Origin of the sequence: Streptomyces sp. Y20 (assembly GCF_043195475.1) — a bacterium.
In the GTDB taxonomy this organism is placed as follows: Bacteria; Actinomycetota; Actinomycetes; order Streptomycetales; family Streptomycetaceae; genus Streptomyces.
The window spans coordinates 226,368-247,566 of record NZ_JBIDDP010000008.1 but is presented as its reverse complement, the minus strand read 5'-3'; the positions used below and the strand labels follow the sequence as shown (position 1 = coordinate 247,566).

Sequence of the window (21,199 nt, the reverse complement as noted above, 5' to 3'; positions counted from 1 at the left end):
CCCGAAGCGGCAGCCCCCCGACACGGCAGCCCTACGGCGCCCCCACCACGTCGTCCCCCGCCGCGGCCGGCGCCGGGACCCGCGCCATCGCGTCCCCGTCCGTGTTGACCTTCTCGATGACGGCCAGCCGCGCCGGGGTGTCCTCCGGCTTCAGGTGGCCGATCAGGACGTACAGGACCAGGGAGACCGCCAGCGGCACCGAGACCTGGTACTGGAGCGGGACGCCGCCGTCGATGTTCCAGTTGATCGGGTAGTTGACCAGCCAGAAGGCCAGCAGGCCAGCCGCCCAGCTGGTGAGGGCGGCCGTCGGGCCGGAGCGGCGGAACGGGCGGAGCAGACCGAGCATCATCGGGATCGCGATCGGCCCCATCAGACCGGCCACCCACTTGATGACGACCGTGATGATGTCCTTGAACGCGGGTGAGTTGACCTGTGTGGCCACCGCCATGGACAGACCGAGGAAGACGACCGTGGTCACGCGGGCCGCGACCAGCCCCGACCGCTCGCCCCACGCCCGTGCCCGCGCCGACAGCACCGGCGCCACGTCCCGGGTGAACACCGCCGAGATCGCGTTGGCGTCGGAGGAGCACATCGCCATGGTGTGCGAGAAGAACCCGACGATGACCAGGCCGAGCAGGCCGTGCGGCAGCAGCTGTTCGGTCATCAGGGCGTAGGAGTCGGAACCGTCCGGCTTCTGCGCGTGCACCAGCAGTGGGGACATCCACATCGGGAAGAACAGGACCACCGGCCAGATAAGCCACAGGATCGCCGACAGCCGCGCCGAGCGCTCGGCCTCGCGCGCGCTGCCCGTCGCCATGTACCGCTGGGCCTGGTTGAGCATGCCGCCGTTGTACTCGAAGAGCTTGATGAACAGGAACGCCAGCAGGAACACCGTGGTGTACGGGCCGATCAGCGGCTTGCCGTGGCCGTGCAGGGCCGGCTGGTCCCAGGCGTCGAGGAAGCCGATGCGCCGGTCGCCGAGCTTCATCACAACCGCGACGAACATGGAGACACCGGCCATCAACTGGATGACGAACTGGCCGAGTTCGGTCAGCGCGTCCGCCCACAGCCCGCCGATCGTGCAGTAGACCGCCGTGATGGCGCCGGTGATCAGGATGCCCTGGTTCAGCGACACGCCCGTGAACACCGACAGCAGGGTGGAGATCGCCGCCCACTTCGCGCCGACGTCCACGATCTTCAGCAGCATGCCGGACCAGGCGAGCGCCTGCTGGGTGCGCAGGTCGTACCGGTTCTTCAGGTACTCCAGTGGTGAGGCCACATGGAGCCGGGAGCGCAGCCGGTTGATCCGCGGCGCGAACAGTTTCGAGCCGATGGCGATGCCGAACGCGATGGGGAAGGACCAGGTGACGAACGAGGTGACGCCGTAGGTGTAGGCGATGCCCGCGTACCCGGTGAACATCACCGCGCTGTAGCCCGACATGTGGTGCGAGATGCCGGACAGCCACCAGGGCATCCTGCCGCCGGCCGTGAAGAAGTCCGAGACGTTGTCCACGCGCTTGTGCGACCAGACGCCGATCGCGACCATCACGCCGAAGTAGCCGATGAGCACGGCCCAGTCGAGACTGTTCATGTGCCCGATCGTGAGTCCGACCACATGAACACGACAAGCGAGCGTTCGGTCAAGTCGAGGCAAAATCGTCCGGAGTGGTGACCTACGTTCACCCATGTGAACGCGAAGGGGCAGTCCCGCCCAGAAAACGCCGACGGCCCGGCACCGCGCCACCACGGCGCCGGGCCGGACCGCTCACGAGCGACCGCGGGACCTGGATCAGGCGGGCGGACGGACCCCTGCGCGGCCCACCGCCCCGACCCTCAGGGCGTCTTCAACTCGTCCGGACACGGCGTACCGCGCGGCAGCTGATACGGCGCGGCCAGCCGGTACGTCCCCGTGTGCGGCGCCAGCAGCACCGTCCACCGGTCCCCGTTCGCGTCCTCCGGCGTCTGCATCAGGCACCCGTCGACATTGCGGTACGTCCTCGGCGCGTCCGGGGACGGCTGCGGCGGCCGCACACTCTTGCCGTGCGCGTCGACGACGCTCAGCCACGGCGAGTACGGGATCCGGATCAGGATCCGCCCCGCCCTGCGCACCTCCAGCGTCATCTCCCCCTGCTCGGCCCGGTCCACCACCGCGTTCGGCTCGGCCATCGGCGCCGGATCGGTCACCTTGAACAGCTGCCAGTTGGCGTCGCCCCAGATCTGCTCCAGATACGGCATCCCGCGCCGCAGCAGCTCCCGCTCGCGCTCACCGCCGTCCCCGTCCGGGTTGTCCCGGGGCAGCACCACGAAGTGGACGGCCCACCGCTGGAGCCACTCGTGGTAGTTCGCGGAGTTGAGGGTGTCGTCGTAGAAGAGCGGGTTGCGCTCCATGTCGGCCTGCCGGTTCCAGCCGCGGGCCAGGTTCACGTACGGCGCGAGGGCCGAGGCCTCGCGGTGGGAGCGGGCCGGGACCACCTCCACGCGGCCCTTCTCGGCGCCCGCCTCCTGCAACTCGTTGACCAGCGGCGCCAGCTCCCGCGCCCAGGACGCGGCCGGCGTCGTGTGGACGATGTCGTCCACCGTCTTGAAACCGAGCCAGCCGGTGAAGCCGAGCAGCGCGAGCACGGTCACGTACCACCGACGCGACTTGCGCACCGTGTACGGCAGCACGGCGATCAGCGTCGCGCCCGCGAACAGCATCGGCAGCCGGGAGATGTTCGAGCCGATCTGTGAGTTAATCAGCCACACCAGGACGACACCGAGGCTGTAGACCGCCGCCGTCAGCCGGACGGTCACCCACTCCTTGGGCGCCAGGAACAGGCACAGCAGGCCGTACAGCAGCGGCAGGATCACCGAGCCGATACCCATCGGCTGGGTGCCGGAGAACGGGAACAGCCAGGCCGACACCGCGACCACCGCCGTCGGCGCGAGCCCCAGCGCCCACGCGCCCGGCCGCCGCTTCTGGAGGAACAGCGCCGCCGCGACCAGACCCAAGAACAGTCCCGCGACCGGCGACGCCATCGTGGCGAGCGCGGCCAGCGGGGCGGCGACCAGCGCCTTCGCCCAGCGTCTGTACCGCCACCGGTGCGGCCAGCAGAACACGGCCGCGACCGCGCCGAGCGCGAACATCATGCCGAGCCCGAAGGTGACCCGCCCGGAGATCGCGTTGCACAGCAACGCGACGACCCCGGCGAGCGAGGCCCACAGCGGGTTCCGCACCCCCCGGCTGCGGATCAGCACCAGCGTCAGCAGACCCGCCGACACCGTGCCCGCGATCATCATCGTCGTACGGACGCCGAGGACCGACATCAGGTACGGCGACACCACGCTGTACGACACCGGGTGCATGCCCCCGTACCAGGCGAGGTTGTACGCCGAGTCCGGGTGCCGGCCGACGAACTCCGCCCAGGCGTCCTGCGCCGCGAGATCGCCGCCACTGTTCGCGAACGTGAAGAACCAGATGATGTGCAGCACACCCGACAGCACGGTGAGCGACAGCACCGGGTGCCGCAGCATCCGCTGCCGGAGGGCCTCGACGGCTCCGGACGCGGTCCTGCCCGCCCGCGTCCCGGCGGCGGATCCGCCCGCGACGGCCGCGCCGGGCGTCTCCGCGTCAGGCGCCGGGCGGCGTATTCGCGGCCCGGGGCCCGGCCCCGGATCGGTGTCGTCGGCGTGTGTCGGCTCCACTGTGGCCACCTGAAGGCACTCCCCGTGTCCCGTCTTCTGTTCTCGGCCGCTTTCCACGGTGGTCCCGGCCGCTTCCCGTCCAGTTCGCCACCGTGTCCCCGACCGGCGGCCCGCCCCGATTCGCGACGCTAGCACGCACCCCGCCACGGGGCGCCCGGGCGGGGCTCCGTCGACGGGGTGCGGGCGGGCACGGCCGGCCGGTACGGGTCAGCCGATGCGGGTCAGCTTCGCGGCGAGCCCGGGCTCGGCCAGGTCCTTCGCCAGGGCCACCGGAACCCTCACCCCACCGGCCGAGCCGTCACCCACGGTGAGCGAACCGACCTGGGTGCCGGTCTTCGCGGTGTGCGGCACCGTACCGGAGGTGAAGGACAGGCTCACCTTCAGGCCCGACCAGCCGACGGCGGAGACGTCCTTGGTGACCACCACCGGGGTACGGCCGCCGAGCCGGTCGTCCACGTAACCGACCACGTCGCCCTTCTTCAGGATCCTCGACGGGGTCAGCGCCTTCTGGGCGGCGAGCAGCGCGGTCTTGCTGACCTCGTTGGCCGTGGTGAGGATCGGCGGCTTCTGCTGGTCCAGTATCGCGCCGACGACGGTGACCGTCTGCCCGCCGACCTGCTTGCGCGAGGCGAACAGCAGGTTGCCGCCGGCCGCGGTGGTGGTGCCGGTCTTGATGCCGATCGCACCGATCCGGTACGGCAGCTCGTTGTAGTTGGGCCAGTTGCGGCCGGAGGGGTCCGTCCAGCTGGCCGCGCTGGTGATGTCGACCAGCGCCGGAACCTTCACGACCGCGCGGCCCAGCTTCACCTGGTCCCGGGCCGTCGAGACGGTGGTCTCCTTCAGGCCCGAGGGATCGGTGTACGTCGTTCCGGTCATCCCCAGCTGCCTGGCGGTGGCGTTCATCTTCTTGACGAACGCCGCCTCCGAACCCGCGTCCCAGCGCGCGAGCAGCCGCGCGACGTTGTTGGCGGAGGGGATCATGACGGCCGACAGGGCCTGCTTCTCGGTGAGGTGGTCGCCCGCCTTGACGGTGTTCAGCGTCGACTCGCCGTCCTTGTCGTAGCCGCCCTCCTTCTCCGCCTTCGCGTCGACCTTGATCTTCGGACCTTCCTGCCCCCGCTTCAGCGGGTGGTCCCTGAGCACGATGTAGGCGGTCATCGTCTTGGCGACCGAGCCGATGGCCACGGGCGTCTGCTTGCCGAAGTGGCCCATCGTGCCGACGCCGTCCACGTCCACCCAGCCCTGTCCCTCGCCGGGCCAGGGCAGGCGCAGCGCGTCACCGTCGAACGTGTAGGCGTCCTCGGCGGTCAGCGCGAGCGTGGGGGGCGGCAGCGGGCGGAACGCCTGCACGACCGCGACCACGATCACCAGGAGCAGGACCAGGGGCGTCCAGATCTTGACCCGGCGCACCAGGGTACGGACCGGGGTCTCCGGGGGCGGCGGCGTGTTCGTCAGCTCCGCCAGCAGATCCAGCGGGGGCTTCGGCGGCAGGGGCTGCTGAGTGGTCCGCTCGGGACCGACCTGGGGGACGGTGGTGGTGGCGTCGGAGGCGGGGGTGGTGGCCTTGGGGGCTGTGGCGGGTGCGTCCGGCTCGGCGGCCGGGCGCATGTCGTCCCTCAGCGCGACGAATTTGCTGGTGCGCTCGGATTCGGACTCCGGGGGCCTGGGCCTGCCGCCGAGCTTGAGCATGGTCGTCGGCTGATCGACGGCGGGCTTCTTCGGCCGTACGGCCTTGAAGACGGCGGTCGCCTGATCGACAGCCGCGGCCCCGGCTCCCGTCTTGGCCTCGGCTTCGCCTTCGGCCCGCTTCGATTTCCCGCTCGCACCACCCGTGCGGCTCTCGTCGTCGGCTGCGGGTGACCCCTGCGGGTCGTCGCCGCCGTCGGCGGCCCCGGGCTCGTCGGTGGCCCCGGGCTCGTCGGCGTCGGCGGCTTCCGGCTCGCTCTCGGCGTCGGAGGCCTTGGGGGCGGCCTTGGCGTCGGCAGCCTTGGGCTCGGCCTTGGCGTCGGTGACTGAGGGCGCGGCCTCGGCCTCGGCGGCTTCCGGCCCGTCCTCGGTGTCGGTGTCGGCGGCCTTCGGCTCGGCCTTGGCGGCGCTGGTTCCCGGCCCGTCCTCCGTGCCGACGGAGTCGGCGACGGCGGCCTTCGGCTTCGTTCCGGCGCTGTCCGCCGCGGCTACGTCTTCCGCGGCCACGTCTTCCGCGGCGCCGGCCCGCACGCCGGCGGCGTCGGCATCCGCGGCCTCACCCTTCGAGGCGCCCGTGCTCGCGCCGGCCTGCGTCTTGGCACCGGGCCGAGCCTTGGTGCCGGCCGCGCCCTCCGTGCGGGTCTTGGGGGCGGAGGCTCCGGCGTCCGGGGCAACCTCCGCTCCGGCGGTTCCGGTGGCTTCGGGGGCCGTGCCGGTCTTCGCGGCCGCCTTTGCCCGCGACGCGGACTTCGGGGCGGCCTTCGCGCCGGTCCTGCCCTTCGGGGCGGCCTTCGCACCGGTCCTGCCCTTCGGGACGGCCTTCGCTTCCGCGCCGGCCTCGGCGTCCGGCCCGGCGCCCGCGTCGGCACCGGCCTCCGCGCCGGTGGCCGTACCCGCGCCCGGGGCGGTCCTGGCCTCCGCGGCGCCCGTCCGCTTGTCCGCGGGGGCCTCGAAGGCCGTGTCCTGCGCCCCGGCGCTCGCCGGCAGGCGTTCCGTGCCGGTGGGGTCCGGCTCGGCCGGGGTCGCGGGCTTCGCGGTGCCGGGGCCGGGTTTCGGGGTCTCGGCGCCGCGCACCCATGCCGACACCGCCGTGCGGAGGTCGGTGTCCTCGGCCGGGGTCGCCGAGGACTCGGCTCCGGGTTCCGCCGGCTCGGTGACCGTGGTCGGCCGTGCGCCCCGTACCGACAGGACCCTCGTCGCCGTATCCACCCGGCCGCCGCCGGAGGAATCCTCGTCGCGGGAGGCCGCGACGCGCGGATCACGCGCCTCGGGAACCGAACCCGAACTCCCCGACGTCGGTTCCGCCGACGACTCGCGCTGCTTCGACCTGTCGGGGGACTCGCCCGCCACCGATGCCTCCTCCATGCGCCGCACGCCCTCGGGCGCGCCCTGTCCGAACCATGTACCAGTGTCCTGTGTGAGGACTTGGCCCCTGCGGTAGACGAGAACGACATACCTGCCGGTTCCCTCACGAACCGGTCACGCGCCCTCGACAGACCAATGTGAGAGGGGTCACCCTGTCATTCATCCACGCGGGGAGGCATGGATGGGCAGGAGCCGCAGAACAATTCCGGAGGAGCTTCTGTTGCTCGCACTGGACCCGGCCACGGGTACCACTGCGCAGCCGCAGTCGCTCGACCTCGGTCTGGCCGGTGCGCAGCTAGTGGAGCTGGCGCTGGCCGGACGGATAGCCCCAGACGGGGATCGTATCGCCGTGGTAGTGCCACGGCCGACAGGAGATCCGACGTTGGACTGCGCGTTGGAGTTGCTGCGAAGGCGTGGCGCTCCGGTACGTGCCGTCCACTGGATCGGCGGGCCGCGCCTGGGGCTCCGCCAGACCTACCTCTCGCATCTGGAGAGGTGCGGCATGGTCCATGCCGTGGCCGGCCAGATGTGCGGGGTGCTGCCGACGACGCGTTATCAGGCGACCGACAACGAGATCAGCCGGGAGATCCGAGCCCGGCTGGATTCCGCGATCCGCACCGGCGTACCGCCGGACCCGCGGACCGCGGCGCTCGCCGCGCTGGCGCACGCCGTCGGGCTCGGCAAGCACCTGTATCCGGGGAACGAGGGACGCTCGTCCCGGTCCCGGCTGCGGGACCTGATCCGCCACGACCCCATGGGCGGACTGGTCGCGCACGCCGTGATGGACGTGCAGAACGGTGCGGGCGCACAGCCGCGCCGTGGCCCGGCGGTCCCGGCCGGCCGGCAGGCCGCGCCCGGCGTCCGCTCCGCGCCGGAACCCGCACACGGGGTTCCGATGCAGCCGCGCCACGGGTCCATGGCTCGCGCCGTGGCCCACTGAGCCGTAACTCCGGTTCCGTCCGACCCGGTTCGGGAGCCGCTGGTCCGAGCGGGGCGGTGAGACCCTTGTGGTCCGCCGCCCCGCTCGACTGTGTCCGGGTTCCGCGACGGCACCCCGCGCGCCGCATATCCACTGTTTCCCAGCGGCGGAAAGCGCCTTGGTGGCAGTCTGCTGAACAGCAGATACGGAAAGTCAAGTAACAGGCAGGCAGCCGGAGGTGCGCGTCCCGTGGCGTCCAATGTCAATCCCACCGTCAGGCGGCGCCGACTGGGCCAGGAGCTGCGCAGGCTCCGTGAGCTCAAGGGCATGACGGCCGAAGAGGTGGCGGAGCGGCTGCTCGTCTCGCAGTCGAAGATCAGCCGGCTGGAGAACGGCCGCAGGAGCATCAGCCAGCGCGACGTCCGCGATCTGTGCGGGGTGTACGAGGTCGAGGACCAGCGGATCGTCGACTCGCTGATGGAGATGGCCCGGGACTCGCGGCAGCAGGGCTGGTGGCACACCTTCGGGGACATCCCGTACAGCGTGTACATCGGCCTGGAGACCGACGCGGAGTCACTGCGCGTGTACGAACCCCAGCTGGTCACGGGCCTGTTGCAGACCCGGGCCTACGCCGAGGCGCTGGTGCAGGGGGCGTTGCCGGAGACGTCGACGGCGGAGATCCAGAAGCGCGTCGAGGTGCGGATGCGCCGACAGGAACGTATCACCGCGGAGAACAACCCCCTGCGGCTGTGGGTGGTGCTGGACGAGGCCGCCCTGCGCCGGGTCGTGGGCAGCAGGCTGGTGATGCGGGAGCAGTTGGAGCACCTGATGGAGATGTCCCAGCTTCCGCACGTCACCGTGCAGGTTCTGCCCTTCGAGGTGGGCGCGCATCCGGGGCTCAACGGCCAGTACGCGATCCTGGAGTTCGCCGACGCGGCCGACTCCAGCGTGGTGTATCTGGAGGGCGTCACCAGCGACCTGTATCTGGAGAAGGCGCAGGACGTGCAGAAGTACGCCGTGATGTACGAACATCTGCGGGCACAGTCCCTCAATGTGGAAGCATCCCGTCAGTACATCGCGAATGTGGCGAAAGGGTACGCCGACTGAGGCGTTCCACGTGAGGGCGCCGGAGCGTACACCACCGGTCCACTCCAGTGGAAGACACACCCTGGATATGCCATCCGGTCGAGTGAACGGCTCCTCCGGCGGCGGCAGTTGCCCGGTAGCGTCGATCACGCCAAGCAGCCGACATGGTTGGCGTGAACCGCACGACCGCAACTCGCAACAGGAGTGGACATGGCACTGATTCAGGGCGCTTCGGAGACGTGGATGAAGTCTTCCTATTCCGCGGGCAACGGCGCGTGCGTCGAGGTCAAGTCGCCCACCGCCGCCGAACTCGCCGTCCGCGACTCCAAGGACCTCCAGGGCCCGGTCCTGGCCTTCCCCGCCACCGCGTGGAACGCCTTCGTGGCCTCCGTCAAGGCGTGAGGGGTTCTCCCTGACCCTGACCCGACAACTGCACAAGCACCACAAGAGTCCCTGGCACCACAAGCATCACCGGAAGAGCCCTCTCGACCAGTCGCCGTCCTAGCCGAGAGGGCTCACGCCTTTCCCCGCGGACTCCGCCCCTGCCGATGGGGCCCGGTTCGGCTCAGCTCACCGGGAAGGCGACGTCACAGACCGGATCGTCGGCCCCCGCCGCCTCCCAGTCCGCGAAGTACACCTCCCGGCAGGGCCCCGCGATCCGCAGCCCCTGCCCGGCCACCCACCGCTCCACCGCCTCGAACGCGGCCAGGATCTGCGGATGTGCCACCTGCGCCTTGGTGATCCGGGTGCAAGCCAGCCGGGCCGGCGGCTGCACCCGTACCCCCGTCTCCCAGGGCCGCCCGTGCCGCCCGGCCCACGTCCGGGCCGCCACCTCGTCCGCCACGGGCACGCAGCACTCGGCCGGTCCGTCGCTGTCCATCGACACCTCGGAGTGGTAGACCACGAACGGCGGCCCGGTGACGCCACCGCACTCCCGCGCGGCGCCCTCCAGCCGCCCCAGCGACGCCCCGATCCAGGTCGGCAGCTCATCCGCCAGCGTGTGCCGCGACTCGGTGATCAGCACCTGCTCCGGCGCGTCCACCGTCTCGATCACGAACTTGTCGTACATCTCGCAGTTCCTCCCCGACAGCCGTCCACGGAGGTACTCGGCGAGGGTCCGCTGCCCGGCCAGCCGGGCCTCCACATCCGCCCAGTAGGCACCGAGCGACTCGGCGGCCCGCACGCCCTCCGCCCCGGTCACCTCGGCGATCCGGGCGAGCGGCATGTCCAGCCGCCGCAGCAGGGCCACCAGCCGCGCCTGTTCCACCTGGCCGGCGCGGTAGTAGCGGTAACCGCTGGCCTCGTCGACATGGGCCGGGACCAGCAGGCCCAGCCGGTCGTACAGCCGCAGCGCCTTGGCCGACAGCCGCGCCCGCGCGGCGAACGCGCCGATGCTGAGCAGTTCCTCGTCCACGCTGCGAGCCTCCTCGCTCACCGGCTCGGCGGACGGGGCGCCCGAGCCGGTGCCGGGCCCCGACCGCGCTCGGCCCTCAACGGCCGCCGTGCGCTCGCGCCCCGTCACCGACGGGCCCCCACGACTCCCTCGCTCCTCCGTCACCGGGCGGTTCCGTTCCGCCCGGCACGCAGGACGCTCGTCCTTGTCCCTGGGGCAAGGTCAAGCCGTACTCAGCCGAGCTGCGCCTCGATCGCGGCGGTGACCTCCTCCGAGTCCGGCTCGGTCTGCGGCGAGAACCGCGCGGCGACCTGGCCGTCCCGCCCGATCAGGAACTTCTCGAAGTTCCAGCGGATGTCCCCGCTGTGCCCCTCGGCGTCGGCGAAACCGACCAGCCGCTCGTACAGCGGGTGCCGGCCCGCACCGTTCACGTCCACCTTCTCGGTCAGCGGGAAGGTCACGCCGTACGTCGCCGAGCAGAACTCCGCGATCTCCTCGGCGCTGCCGGGCTCCTGCCCGAGGAACTGGTTGCAGGGCACGCCCAGCACGGTGAAGCCCTGCTCGGCGTACCGCTCCTGGAGCTTCTCCAGCCCCGTGTACTGCGGGGTCAGCCCGCACTTCGAGGCCACGTTCACGATGAGCACGGCCTTGCCCGCGAACCTCGGCAGATCGGCGGAGCCACCCTGGAGGGCCCCGATCTCGACATCCAGCACGGAGCCGTTGTGGTCAGTAGTCGTCATGGGCGGATGCTAGCCCCTGCGCTACGGCCGGCCGTCACCCTCCTGAGCCGGAACCGGAGCGGGAACGGGGGCCGGAGCGGGAGCCGGAGCAGGAGCAGGACCCGAAGCGGGAGCCGGAGCCGGCACAGGACCCGAAGCGGGAGCGGGAACCGGGGCGGCCTGGTCCTGGGCCTGCCGGGTCACACCGCGGTCGGCGTCGATCTTCTGCGCCGCCCGGTCGAAGTACCGCAGCAGTTCCACCGGGAACGGCATCACGAGCGTGGAGTTCTTCTCGGCGGCCACCTCGACGACGGTCTGCAACAGCCGCAACTGCATCGCCTCGGGAGTGTCCGACATGATCCGGGACGCGTTCGCGAGCTGCTGCGCGGCCTGGAACTCACCGTCCGCGGTGATGACCCGGGCCCGCCGCTCCCGCTCCGCCTCGGCCTGCCGCGACATGGACCGCTTGAGCGACTCCGGCAGCTGTACGTCCTTGATCTCCACGCGGTCGATGTGGACACCCCACCCGGCGGCCGGACTGTCGATCATCAGGGCCAGCCCCTCGTGCAGCCGCTCCCGGTCGCTGAGCAGGTCGTCCAGGTCGCTCTTGCCGATGATGGACCGCAGGGAGGACTGGGCGACCTGCCCGACCGCGAAAACGTAGTCCTGTACCTCGATGGCCGCGCGCACCGGGTCGGTGACCCGGAAGTAGACGACGGCGTCGACCTTCACCGACACGTTGTCCCGGGTGATGCCCTCCTGCGTGGGCACGGGCATCGTCACGATCTGCACGTTCACCTTGCGCATCCGGTCGGCGAACGGGATCAGGAAGGTGATGCCGGGCTGCCGGTGACTCGGCAGGGCCTTGCCCCAGCGGAACACCACCCCGCGCTCCACCTGGTTGACGACCCGCATCCCGCCCCTCAGCACGAGCAGCAGAACCCCGACCACGACCACCACTGCCACGACGGTGCCTTCCACGGCACTCCCCTCTCCGACGCGATCCGGACAACGGGGAGGACACCGCGACGGGGGCCGGCGGATCCGGCCCGGGCGTCAGGAAAGCGTCAAGAACGACGACCTGACCCTGCCGCCGTGTGATCCGGAGGAGCGGTCACGCCCCGGCCACCATCGACCCGGCTGACCCCGGCAACGGGCACGCCGAACGCTCGCAGGACGGCCTGGAACCGCGGGAACCTGTCCGGCGCGTGCGACAGCGAAGTACGGAGGCGCGGAGGCAGGGCACGGAGGCGCGGCGCGGAGGCACAGGGGACCTCTGCACGACAGCGCGTCGCCGCGCCGGGCACAGCCCTCAGGCCCTCGCATGCCGGTCAGGTCTGGGGCGCGTCGTCCGGCTGGGTGTCGGCGAATTCCCACCAGGCGAGCGGCAGCCAGTCACCGTCGACGAAGCCGTCGACGGACCCACCGGTGCCTCGTATGGTCACCGGGGTTCCTGCCGGATAACTGGTGCCGGACAGCCCTGACACCGGGACGAGCAGCTTGCCGAGACGTCGCGTCAAGGTTCTTGATCCTCTCTGAACCGTATGGGAACAGGACTTCGCAGTCCTTAGGTGCAAATCATCTCATCATGCGCCAGTCTGGAATATGAGGAAACGCACAGAAGGCCGACCGAGCTGCATGGATCGGGCCCGTTTCCGCGAAGGACGGCGAGATTCTCCCCGACCGCCGTCCCCCTGCGTGATCGAGCAAGCACACATAGTGGAGGTGCTCGACGATGAGGGCTGTTGTGTACAAGGGACCGTTCGAGGTGGCGGTCGAGCAAGTGGAGGATCCCCGGATCCAGCACCCGAACGATGTGATCGTAGGCGTGACCTCGACCGCCATCTGCGGCTCCGACCTGCACATGTACGAGGGCCGCACCGCCGCCGAGGCGGGGATCGTCTTCGGCCACGAGAACATGGGGACCGTCGAGGAGGCCGGTGAGGGGGTGACGACGCTGAGCCGCGGGGACCGGGTCGTCATGCCGTTCAACGTCGCGTGCGGCTTCTGCAAGAACTGCACGGCGGGCTTCACCGGCTTCTGCTTGACCGTGAACCCCGGCTTCGCCGGAGGCGCCTACGGTTACGTGGCGATGGGCCCGTATGTGGGGGGCCAAGCGGAGCACGTACGGGTGCCCTACGCCGACTTCAACTGCCTGAAGCTCCCCGAGGGCACCGAGAAGGAGACCGACTTCGTCCTGCTCGCCGACATCTTCCCCACCGGCTACCACGGCAACGAACTGGCCGACGTGCGCCCCGGCGAGAGCGTCGCCGTCTACGGCGGCGGCCCGGTCGGACTGATGGCCGCGTACTCGGCGATCCTGCGCGGGGCGAGCAAGGTGTTCGTGGTCGACCGAGTGACCGAGCGCCTGCAGAAGGCCGAGGAGATCGGCGCCATACCGATCAACTTCACCGAGGGCAATCCGGTCGAGCAGATCCGGGAGCAGAACGCGGGTGAAGGCACGGACAAGGGCATCGACGCCGTCGGCTATCAGGCCCAGGCGCGCGGCGAGGATCGCGAGGAACCGGCGACCGTGCTGAACTCGCTGGTGGAGACGGTCCGGCCGACGGGCGCTCTGGGCGTCCCGGGCCTGTACGTTCCGCGCGACCCGGGCGGACCGGACGAGCAGTCGAAGCAGGGCATGCTGATGGTCGCCATCGGCCGCCTGTTCGAGAAGGGGCTGCGCGTGGGCACCGGCCAGTGCAACGTCAAGCGCTACAACCGGCAGCTGCGTGACCTCATCATCGAGGGCCGCGCTCAGCCCAGCTTCGTCGTGTCCCACGAACTGCCCCTCGACCAGGCACCGACGGCATACGAGAAGTTCGACAAGCGAGTGGAGGGCTACACCAAGGTCGTTCTCCACCCACAGGCGTAAGAGCAAGCCATCGGGCACCGGAAAGGACGAAGGGCCGGTCCGGGAGGAACCCCTCCCGGACCGGCCCTTGGCTGCCGCTGGCCTTGGCGACCTCTAGTCGACGTCCACCCGGCCGTCCTTCGGCTTCTGCCCCTTGCGGGCAGCCAGTTGCAGCAGGCCGCCGTCCTCGCTCTCCTCGGAACGGCGGCCGTCGGAGTCGTGACCGTTCAGGTTCTGCCGGACCGAGTCGAGGATCGTCAGACCCTGGGACACCAGGCCGGCGGCGATCTCGCCGAGACCGTCCGCGCCGTTGAGGACGTTGACGTTGGCGCCGGCGAGGCCACCGGCGGCCTCCTTGACGATCTGCGGAAGCTGGTCGATCAGCATCCGGTCGAGCGCGACCCGGTCGTACGAGGCCGCCGCCTCTGCCTGGATCTTCATCCGCTGCGCCTCGGCGGCCGCGAGGATCCGGACTCGCTCGGCCTCGGCCTCGGCGGGCTTCACGATCTCGGCCACCAACTGCTGCTGACGCAACTCGGCCTGACGCAGGGCCAGCTCCGTCTGGGCGGCGAGCACCTCCTGCTGGGCGTCTGCCTGCGCCAGCGGCCCTGCCTGCGCGGCCTTCGCCTGGGCGCGGTCCACCTCGGCCGAGTACTCGGCCCTGACGATGGCCGTCTGCCGGGCGTACTCGGCCTGCTCACGGGCCGCCGCCTGCTCCGCCTGGGCCGCGGCCTGGGTGGCCTGCGCCTGGGCGATCTGGGCCTGCCGCTGGATGGCCGCCTTGTGCGGCGCCGACATCGCGTCGATGTAGCCGGTGTCACCGTCGTCGATCGACTGGATCTGAAGGGAGTCGACGGTCAGGCCGATCTTCGCCATCTCTGTCTTGGAGGTGTCCAGGACCTCCGCGGCGAGCTTCTGCCGCTCGGTGACGATCTCCTCGACCGTCATCGAGCCGATGATGGCCCGCAGATGGCCGGCGAAGATCCGGCCGGTGAGCACCGACATCTGCTCCTGGTCGGAGAGGAACCGCTGGCCCGCGTTGATGATGCTCTCGTGATCGTTGCCGACCTTGAAGGCGATGACCGCGCGGACGTGCAACGCGATGCCCTGCCTGGTCACACAGGTCTCGGTGACCTCGGACTCACACATGGACAGGGTGAGGAACCGGACCTTGCGGAAGACCGGGAGCACGAACTTGCCGTGCCCCGTCACCACGCGGAACGGTGCACCCCCGAGGCCCCGCCGGCCTCCCGAGATCAACATTGCCTCGTCGGGGGCGGGGACGCGGTATCCGAACATGCCTGTACTCCTCAGTCGGCGTCGGCGATGTCCTCGCCGAGCGCGTCCAATGGATCCACCCACTCGATGACGCCGACTTCACGGCATCCACGCGATTCGATCACGAGTACCGTCGCGCCCGCGGACAGGGGGTTCTCCGACCAGGCGAGGAAGGTCTCGGAGCCGCCCCTGACCCGCACCAGGATCTCGCCGGGACCTGCGGATCCGCGAGTCCCGATGAGCACCTTCCCTGTGCAGCCGACCACGGCCTCGTCCTGTGGCATCACCGGCGGTCCTCCTCGTCCTGCCCCCATGATTCCGACGATAGCCCCAGCCCGGCCGGGACCCAACGGGCAGGACGCCCCGCTCTGCGCCACCGGGCCCCGGCGCACATCCGCCGATCCTGCCTGCTCGGCGAGCCACTCGATCCGGCTCTTGCCACCCCGTATCGGGCAGTCCGCTCACGCATCGCTCATGCATCACTCACGCGCTGCCGGCTGCTGAGCAGCGCGTGGTCGGACCCGGCCGAGGTCGATCTCCACGGCGTGTACACGAGAGGGACGCCTGTCGCGCCCTGCTCGATCCGCCGGTAGAAGCCGATGCCTGCCTTGGCGTACTGGTCAACCTTCACGATCCGGCCGGTGGTCTCCGAGCCTGTACGCCCAGCGATTGACGACTTCCTCCCGATCAGCACGGTCGCGTCGTTCAGTCCAGACGGACGACGACTATGGCGATGTCGTCATCTGCGCCGCTGGCGAGGCCGAGGCGGGCGAGGAGGGCGTCGGCGAGGTGTTCCGCGCCGAACTCGGTGCAGGTGGCCAGGATGGAGGTCAGGCGGGTCAGGCCGGCGTCGATGTCCTCATCCCGGCGTTCGATCAGGCCGTCGGTGTAGAGGACGAGGGTGTCGCCGGGAGTGTAGGTCAGGTTGGTCTGGGGGCGGGGGACGTGGTCGGGGCGGGCGCCCAGCGGTGGGTCGGTAGCCTGGTCGAGCAACTCGCAGGAGCCGTCCGGGTGCAGCAGGACGGGCGGGGGGTGGCCGGCGCTGCTGTAGATGAGCAGGTGGCTGTGGCAGTCAACGAGGACCTGGACGGCGGTGGCGGCCAGCGCACCCTCGACGGAGCGGGCATACAGGCCCAGGACCTCCAGTGCCTGGGCGGGGCCGTGGACGGTGCGGGTGGCGGCGCTCAGTGCGCTGCGGAGCCTGCCCATGACGGTGGCGGCCATCAGCCCGTGACCGACGACGTCGCCGACCGTGACGGTGAAGCGGTTCCCGGGCAGGTCGACCGCGTCGTACCAGTCGCCGCACACGTTCAGCGATCCGGTCGCGGGCAGGTAGCGGACGGCGATATTCGGGTGCCGAGCGAGGTCAGGGGAGTCGAGCATGGCTTCCTGGAGGGCGACGGCGATGCGCCGTTCACGGGCGTGGGCCTGTCGCAGCTCCTCGTTCAGCTGCTGCAGTTGCCGCGCCCGGGCGTACAGCTCGGCTTCCATGGCCGCTTCCCGGCCGGGAGAGACCGCGGGCTGGTGCTGGGCGCGGCGAGCGTGGACGACGCCGGTCATGTCTTCGGACCGGTGGATGATCCAGGCGACCTTTCCGTCCGGGCCGAGGACGGGCACGTTGATCGCGGTCCACCACCGCTCCTTGAACACCTGGGGGTTGCCGGGGACCGGGATGTCGTACTTCTGCAACGCCATGTGATCGGTCCGGCCGGTGGACAGGACACGGTGGAGTGAGGCTTTCAGCGTCTCCACCCCGTCGGCCTCGGGGTCGGCGGGGTTGTCCGGGAAGGTGTCGAAGAGGTACTGCCCGAGCAACTCGGCGTGGCGTCGTCCGGTCACTTCGCAGAAGGCGCGGTTGGCGTCGGCCATCACCAGGTCCGTGCCGAGCACCAGGCACGGGCTCGGAAGGGCGGCGAACACCCCTGGGTAGTCGATCTTCGGTGTCACACGCATTCCACCGCCAGTCGCTCGCTCCTCAATCTACGGAAGGTCCGGCCTCCGCGCCCGCCGAGCGGGCTCCGGTCAGCGGGGATGCGGCGGGCGCACATCGGGCGTACGCCATGATCGAGATCGCTTGGTGCACTGAGGTTCTACCTGCGCTGGTGGCGGATGCAACGCCGTTTCCCGGGCTCATGTGCCCTGGACCCACATCCCGGTCGGTGTCGGTGCCCGGTGGGCGGACGACTGGGTCCCCGGCGTTCCCCGTGGTCCCCGCACGATCTGGCACACATCTGCCACGTACGGCCACCGGGGCTGAGAGGCTGAGCCGGTGACTGACGACGAGGTTGTTGAGGCGCTGCGGATCGTAGCCCGGGCAGGGACCTTGCCACCGCCCGCAACACCGGAGGCTGTCGTCGCGGCCACCGCGGCGCGAGGCCATCAGCCACACGGATCGGCTGCTCAAGAGACGGCCCGGTCGCGAGTGACCGCCCGCGGTGATGGCAACGTGGATGTCAAAGGCCCCGGACCATGATCGGTCCGGGGCCTTTTCCCTTGTGCCCCCGGCAGGATTCGAACCTGCGACACCCGCTTCAGGAGTTCGATCAACCGGGCGCTACAGCGTGCTGCGGTAAACGGTGCGGTGGCGTAGCGGGCCGCTGGGGACCGTGGGCGTACGCCGTCGTTGATGTCAGCTGTGGATGTCAAGCCGGCCGAGGCGCGATGCTCACCGCGCGGTAGTCGTACCCGTCCTGCTTGAAGCCAGGGGCTTCCCAGGTGAGGTCGACCTGCTGTCCGGGCGACAGCGTGCGGAAGCCGGTCGCCTGGATGACGGAGTAATGGCCGAAGCAGCCGCCGGGGGTATCGGGGGAGTCGAGAACGCCCCACCCTTCCTCGTCGTTCCACTCGCGGACAGTGGCAGTCACCATGGATGGAACCCTACGGCTTCCTCTGCGTCGACGCGCCGGCACCTCAGCTTGGGAAGCGACGGCGTCTCGGCGGCCAGACCGTCCCTGACATGGGCGTATGCAATCCGGTGAGGCTCTCGTGTGGGCGGGATGGCACCGCTGTTGACGGTAGTCGTCCGTTCTGCAGGGCACGCCAAGGGCACGACCACGTAAGAGCGTGTGAGGTCCTGCTCCTGCCCGCACATGCTGTGCCGATCCTTTCAGCGCATCGGTGAGAGGACCGGCTTCGGCAGGTTCTTTGCGCGTGTGCACGCGGACGAGTTCTCGCGCCGTTGACCCGTGACAAAGCTCACGGCCCCCAAACATGCCTTTGCTCGGCCTTGGCGCAGCTCGCGGACGTGAAGGGGCGCCTTCTCACTAGGATCGAATGCCCGGGCGGCCAACGGAGGGGGAGACGTCAAGTCATGGGTGGCAGCGGCGAGGTGCTCGACATCAAGATCGCCGACCTCAAGGCGGCAGCACCTCACTTTCACGATGAGAGCGCTGCCCTCGCGGCGGCGCTCACGAAGCTCAAGCACGGGCTGGCCGCGGCCGGCTCTCCCTGGGGTGACGACGAGCAGGGCGAGAAGTTCCACAAGGCGTACGGCCCTCACGTCAAGCAGATTGAGGAGTCCACCCAGATCCTGGCTGACGGCCTGGCCAGCATCCGAGAGGCCATGGTCGACATGGCCGACGGGCACATCGACAACGAAGAATTGATCCGAGGCATGTTCAGCCGGATCCGTGTAGCTCACGACACCAAGGGCGACGGTAGGTGAGTGTCGCTGACAAGGCCCGTAAGGTCGTCCAAGACCTGACGGGCATGTGGTGGCCGGCTGCCGACGAGGGCGGGCTGCGAGATGCAGCCAAGGCGTGGCGGGGCTTCGCCGACGACGTCGACGATGTCACCTCCGGCGCCGACAAGGCAGCCCGCTCCATCATCGAGCACAACAAGGGCGAGGCCATCTCCGCCTTCGAAGACCCGTACTGGCGTCGCTACTACCATGACGGGCACGGCTGGCTGAAAGACCTGGCCGACGCCGCACGCGATATGGCCAAGGCACTGGACGCGTACGCGGACGCCGTGCACGGTGCGAAGAAGAAGCTGGAACACGAGCTGGAGATCGTCGGCGCCACCCTCGTCGCCGGCACCGCCCTGGCCATCTTCACCGCGGGCATCTCCGAGGGCGCGGCAGCGGCGGCCGCGGTCACTGTCGCGGACCTGGCCGCCGGCCTGGGCATCGCGGTAACCGAGGAGATCGCCACCATCGCGGGCACCACCCTGGCCACGGCAGCTTTCGCTGGCGTCGAATCCGTCACTGTCGACCTGGCCGTGACCCAGCCTGTTTCCATCGCTCTCGGCGAGAGCAAGGGCCTCAGCCTCGACGAGGCGGGTGACGCCGGTCTCCAGGGCATGGTGTTCGGCGGGCTGTTCGGCGCCGGAGCCGGGAGTATCAAAGCGGCAACCGACGCGGGGGGACTGCGTGACTTCTTCGCCAGCCTGCCCGGCTTCTCCCGGTCGGGGGCCGTGCTTCCCAGCGAGCTCGACTCCCTCAGTCCGGACGAACTACGCCTGATCCGTCAAGACGACGACTTCGGCGCCACGCACAACCCGGTCGGCCTGAAGAAGTCTCGCTTCGATCCGGACATCGGGGTTGTTCCGGCGGATCCGGATGGTGAGATCACCCCGCTGCAGCACGTGCTCGGCGGCAAGAACAGGGCGGCCAAGGAATCCAGCCAATACACATCGTTCGCTCCGCAGGACGGCACCGGCAAGGTGTACGGGAGCGAGGAGATCCACCTCGACTACCAGCGGCTTCAGAAGGACATCGACGCGGGGCACGTGCACGGGGTCGAAATCCTTCCTCCGCAACGCGTGCAACAGTCCATCGGCGAGGAGATCGACAAGGCGGCTGGGCAACGTGTCGAGGTCCCGTCCGCGCTCAAGCCCCATGAGGTGTCCGACTTTGTCGACGGCCTCGGGCTGAGCAAGGGCAAGTCACGTAAAGTGACCGACAGGGTGATGGCTCTGCTCAACACCCGCCGGGACGGCGAATGGCTGATCAGCGGCGTCGTTCCGAAGGAATACGTCACCGGCCCCTACCCCACCTCGTGATCGTGATTTTTGGAAAGGAGTGCCCTGTGCCCGACGCCCCATCCGCCCGCTGGGAGCCGGACCCTGTGCTGAGGGAGCTCCTGTTCACGGACTTCGACGGCCTGCCCGCCGAGCCGGACGACGTCATCGCCGATGCTCTCGACGGCGGCTACGTGGAACGCACCGAGGGCCTGGTGGCCCTCCTGCGCGACGAAGGCGCCGATCCGGCCGCACGCTTCCTCGCCTGCTGCGCGCTCTGTTCCTGGGCGGATCCGATCGGCTACGCGACGGTTGTCGAGGCGGCCGGTGCACCCGAGGACCTGGCTTGGAGAGGCCAGACGTACGACCGCTTCAACAGCCAGGACGACACGTTCGCGCACCTGGCAGAGGCGGTGGGCCGCAGCCGCGACATGGTCGACGAGCGAGGCACCGCGGCCGAACGCATCGAGGCGGCTCGGGCACTGATCCGGATCGCCGACCGGGTCCAACTCGACCGCAGTGCGAACGACCTGCTGTACCCGGAGATCGTCTCGGCGTGCCGGGGCGATCTCGTTGCCGTCGTCGACCGGGGCATCGCTCGCCTCGCGGCGGGCGGTCACCTTGAGTTCGACCTCGGCGTACAACTCGCCCTGTTCATCAACGCCCTCGCCGCATCCGAACCCGCGTGGGCCGTTGACGCCGGCCACCGACTCGCCGCCGCGCATCCCGGTGACCGGGCTCTGAGAGAACTGGTCGAGTCCGGAGGCAGCTCTCTCTGGCTGATGTAGCGGCGCCCACGGTCTCGTCCGGTCACCGTCGATGATGACGGCCGGGTTACCGAACGTCCCTGCTGAGGCGTTCACGCCTCAGGAAGGTCCGTGCCCCTCCGCGCGTCCGATTCTCATGGCCCTGACAGGCGCGACTGGTGTCGATGGTGCCTGCGTGGGTCACAGACACCCCGCACGGCTCGGCTCGGCAGTGCGTTTGCGGTGCGGATCCGGCACGCGGCCACTGATCCCTCCCGGCACAGCAAATAGGCCCCGGTCTCCGACCTGGGCCTTCTTCATGGAGCGGGTGACGAGAATCGAACTCGCGCTCTCAGCTTGGGAAGCTGCGAGCCTTTTGGGGCCGGTTTCCGTGCTGACCTGGATGAACGGTTCGCTCGGGGCCTCCACGGGTGCTGCCCCAGTCACCGTGGTTCCCCGCTGTTCCCCGCTCGATCTGGTGCGGTTGTGGTGCGGTCCGTCGGCGTTCGG

Annotated in this window: 18 protein-coding genes and 1 pseudogene; 7 read left to right on the top strand and 12 right to left on the bottom strand. The window is 70.0% G+C overall.

The features are described from left to right. Positions 1–31: 31 nt before the first annotated feature. From ACGFT1_RS22070 to ACGFT1_RS22060, 3 genes are all read right to left on the bottom strand, one after another. Entirely contained in the window at positions 32–1,591 is a 1,560-nt protein-coding gene (locus ACGFT1_RS22070) for a sodium:solute symporter family protein (RefSeq protein ID WP_373910643.1), read from the bottom strand. A 242-nt stretch (positions 1,592–1,833) separates the two neighbouring features. Then, positions 1,834–3,693, bottom strand: coding sequence for an MFS transporter (locus ACGFT1_RS22065; RefSeq protein WP_373910642.1), 1,860 nt, complete (start codon positions 3,691–3,693; stop codon positions 1,834–1,836). A gap of 198 nt (positions 3,694–3,891) precedes the next feature. After that, complete coding sequence (locus ACGFT1_RS22060; RefSeq protein WP_373910641.1) at positions 3,892–6,735, bottom strand: D-alanyl-D-alanine carboxypeptidase; 2,844 nt, start codon at positions 6,733–6,735, stop codon at positions 3,892–3,894. 181 nt (positions 6,736–6,916) lie between these two features. Here ACGFT1_RS22060 and ACGFT1_RS22055 point away from each other — a divergent pair, with 181 nt between their 5' ends. The 3 genes from ACGFT1_RS22055 (at position 6,917) to ACGFT1_RS22045 (ending at position 9,142) form a co-directional block, all read left to right on the top strand. Next, on the top strand, positions 6,917–7,675 hold the full coding sequence (locus ACGFT1_RS22055) for a GPP34 family phosphoprotein (RefSeq protein ID WP_373910640.1): 759 nt from the start codon (positions 6,917–6,919) through the stop codon (positions 7,673–7,675). 228 nt (positions 7,676–7,903) lie between these two features. Then, the gene (locus ACGFT1_RS22050; protein ID WP_373910639.1) at positions 7,904–8,761 is read left to right on the top strand and encodes a helix-turn-helix domain-containing protein; all 858 of its coding nucleotides are present in this window, start codon (positions 7,904–7,906) and stop codon (positions 8,759–8,761) included. Between the two features lie 189 nt (positions 8,762–8,950). Beyond that, complete coding sequence (locus tag ACGFT1_RS22045) at positions 8,951–9,142, top strand: DUF397 domain-containing protein (protein ID WP_121788261.1); 192 nt, start codon at positions 8,951–8,953, stop codon at positions 9,140–9,142. Positions 9,143–9,305: 163 nt separating this feature from the next. On the opposite strand, the gene ACGFT1_RS22040 is transcribed toward ACGFT1_RS22045, so the two are convergent. From ACGFT1_RS22040 to ACGFT1_RS22025, 4 genes are all read right to left on the bottom strand, one after another. Further along, positions 9,306–10,154 carry a MerR family transcriptional regulator gene (locus ACGFT1_RS22040; protein ID WP_373910638.1) on the bottom strand — a complete coding sequence of 283 codons (849 nt, stop codon included), beginning with the start codon at positions 10,152–10,154 and terminating at the stop codon, positions 9,306–9,308. Between the two features lie 212 nt (positions 10,155–10,366). After that, positions 10,367–10,873 carry a glutathione peroxidase gene (locus ACGFT1_RS22035; protein WP_373910637.1) on the bottom strand — a complete coding sequence of 169 codons (507 nt, stop codon included), beginning with the start codon at positions 10,871–10,873 and terminating at the stop codon, positions 10,367–10,369. A gap of 21 nt (positions 10,874–10,894) precedes the next feature. Next, positions 10,895–11,833 carry a slipin family protein gene (locus tag ACGFT1_RS22030; RefSeq protein WP_373910636.1) on the bottom strand — a complete coding sequence of 313 codons (939 nt, stop codon included), beginning with the start codon at positions 11,831–11,833 and terminating at the stop codon, positions 10,895–10,897. Positions 11,834–12,183: 350 nt separating this feature from the next. Next, positions 12,184–12,372 carry a hypothetical protein gene (locus ACGFT1_RS22025; RefSeq protein WP_373910635.1) on the bottom strand — a complete coding sequence of 63 codons (189 nt, stop codon included), beginning with the start codon at positions 12,370–12,372 and terminating at the stop codon, positions 12,184–12,186. A gap of 215 nt (positions 12,373–12,587) precedes the next feature. On the opposite strand from ACGFT1_RS22025, the gene ACGFT1_RS22020 reads away from it, so the two are divergent. Then, positions 12,588–13,727 (top strand): glutathione-independent formaldehyde dehydrogenase, encoded by a 1,140-nt coding sequence (locus ACGFT1_RS22020; RefSeq protein WP_373910634.1) that lies wholly within the window; start codon positions 12,588–12,590, stop codon positions 13,725–13,727. Between the two features lie 93 nt (positions 13,728–13,820). On the opposite strand, the gene ACGFT1_RS22015 is transcribed toward ACGFT1_RS22020, so the two are convergent. The 5 genes and pseudogenes from ACGFT1_RS22015 to ACGFT1_RS21995 form a co-directional block, all read right to left on the bottom strand. Beyond that, positions 13,821–15,005 (bottom strand): SPFH domain-containing protein, encoded by a 1,185-nt coding sequence (locus ACGFT1_RS22015; protein ID WP_373910633.1) that lies wholly within the window; start codon positions 15,003–15,005, stop codon positions 13,821–13,823. A gap of 11 nt (positions 15,006–15,016) precedes the next feature. Continuing rightward, positions 15,017–15,268: a hypothetical protein gene (locus ACGFT1_RS22010; RefSeq protein WP_356817722.1), complete on the bottom strand. Its 252-nt coding sequence runs from the start codon at positions 15,266–15,268 to the stop codon at positions 15,017–15,019. Between the two features lie 260 nt (positions 15,269–15,528). Beyond that, positions 15,529–15,639: pseudogene (locus tag ACGFT1_RS22005) on the bottom strand (Uma2 family endonuclease); the annotation flags it as partial. A 50-nt stretch (positions 15,640–15,689) separates the two neighbouring features. Then, the gene (locus tag ACGFT1_RS22000) at positions 15,690–16,931 is read right to left on the bottom strand and encodes a SpoIIE family protein phosphatase (RefSeq protein WP_373910632.1); all 1,242 of its coding nucleotides are present in this window, start codon (positions 16,929–16,931) and stop codon (positions 15,690–15,692) included. Between the two features lie 695 nt (positions 16,932–17,626). After that, on the bottom strand, positions 17,627–17,851 hold the full coding sequence (locus ACGFT1_RS21995) for a cold-shock protein (RefSeq protein ID WP_373910631.1): 225 nt from the start codon (positions 17,849–17,851) through the stop codon (positions 17,627–17,629). Positions 17,852–18,294: 443 nt separating this feature from the next. Between ACGFT1_RS21995 and ACGFT1_RS21990 the strand changes: the two genes are divergently transcribed. Genes ACGFT1_RS21990 through ACGFT1_RS21980 form a run of 3 tightly spaced genes read left to right on the top strand, consistent with a single transcriptional unit; the run spans position 18,295 to position 20,731 of the window. Next, on the top strand, positions 18,295–18,648 hold the full coding sequence (locus ACGFT1_RS21990; RefSeq protein ID WP_373910630.1) for a hypothetical protein: 354 nt from the start codon (positions 18,295–18,297) through the stop codon (positions 18,646–18,648). Continuing rightward, positions 18,645–19,985 carry a hypothetical protein gene (locus tag ACGFT1_RS21985; RefSeq protein WP_373910629.1) on the top strand — a complete coding sequence of 447 codons (1,341 nt, stop codon included), beginning with the start codon at positions 18,645–18,647 and terminating at the stop codon, positions 19,983–19,985. The genes ACGFT1_RS21990 and ACGFT1_RS21985 overlap by 4 nt, the downstream gene beginning before the upstream one ends. A 26-nt stretch (positions 19,986–20,011) precedes the next feature. Further along, on the top strand, positions 20,012–20,731 hold the full coding sequence (locus ACGFT1_RS21980) for a hypothetical protein (RefSeq protein ID WP_373910628.1): 720 nt from the start codon (positions 20,012–20,014) through the stop codon (positions 20,729–20,731). Positions 20,732–21,199 lie beyond the last annotated feature (468 nt).

What these genes read in the sequence shown, in the direction of transcription:
- ACGFT1_RS22035 (WP_373910637.1), bottom strand. Translation starts at nt 10,873, where the DNA reads ATGACGACTACTGACCACAACGGCTCCGTGCTGGATGTCGAGATCGGG.
- ACGFT1_RS22070 (WP_373910643.1), bottom strand. Translation starts at nt 1,591, where the DNA reads ATGAACAGTCTCGACTGGGCCGTGCTCATCGGCTACTTCGGCGTGATG.
- ACGFT1_RS22055 (WP_373910640.1), top strand. Translation starts at nt 6,917, where the DNA reads ATGGGCAGGAGCCGCAGAACAATTCCGGAGGAGCTTCTGTTGCTCGCA.
- ACGFT1_RS22060 (WP_373910641.1), bottom strand. Translation starts at nt 6,735, where the DNA reads ATGGAGGAGGCATCGGTGGCGGGCGAGTCCCCCGACAGGTCGAAGCAG.
- ACGFT1_RS21990 (WP_373910630.1), top strand. Translation starts at nt 18,295, where the DNA reads ATGGGTGGCAGCGGCGAGGTGCTCGACATCAAGATCGCCGACCTCAAG.
- ACGFT1_RS22045 (WP_121788261.1), top strand. Translation starts at nt 8,951, where the DNA reads ATGGCACTGATTCAGGGCGCTTCGGAGACGTGGATGAAGTCTTCCTAT.
- ACGFT1_RS21995 (WP_373910631.1), bottom strand. Translation starts at nt 17,851, where the DNA reads ATGGTGACTGCCACTGTCCGCGAGTGGAACGACGAGGAAGGGTGGGGC.
- ACGFT1_RS22015 (WP_373910633.1), bottom strand. Translation starts at nt 15,005, where the DNA reads ATGTTCGGATACCGCGTCCCCGCCCCCGACGAGGCAATGTTGATCTCG.
- ACGFT1_RS22010 (WP_356817722.1), bottom strand. Translation starts at nt 15,268, where the DNA reads ATGCCACAGGACGAGGCCGTGGTCGGCTGCACAGGGAAGGTGCTCATC.
- ACGFT1_RS22020 (WP_373910634.1), top strand. Translation starts at nt 12,588, where the DNA reads ATGAGGGCTGTTGTGTACAAGGGACCGTTCGAGGTGGCGGTCGAGCAA.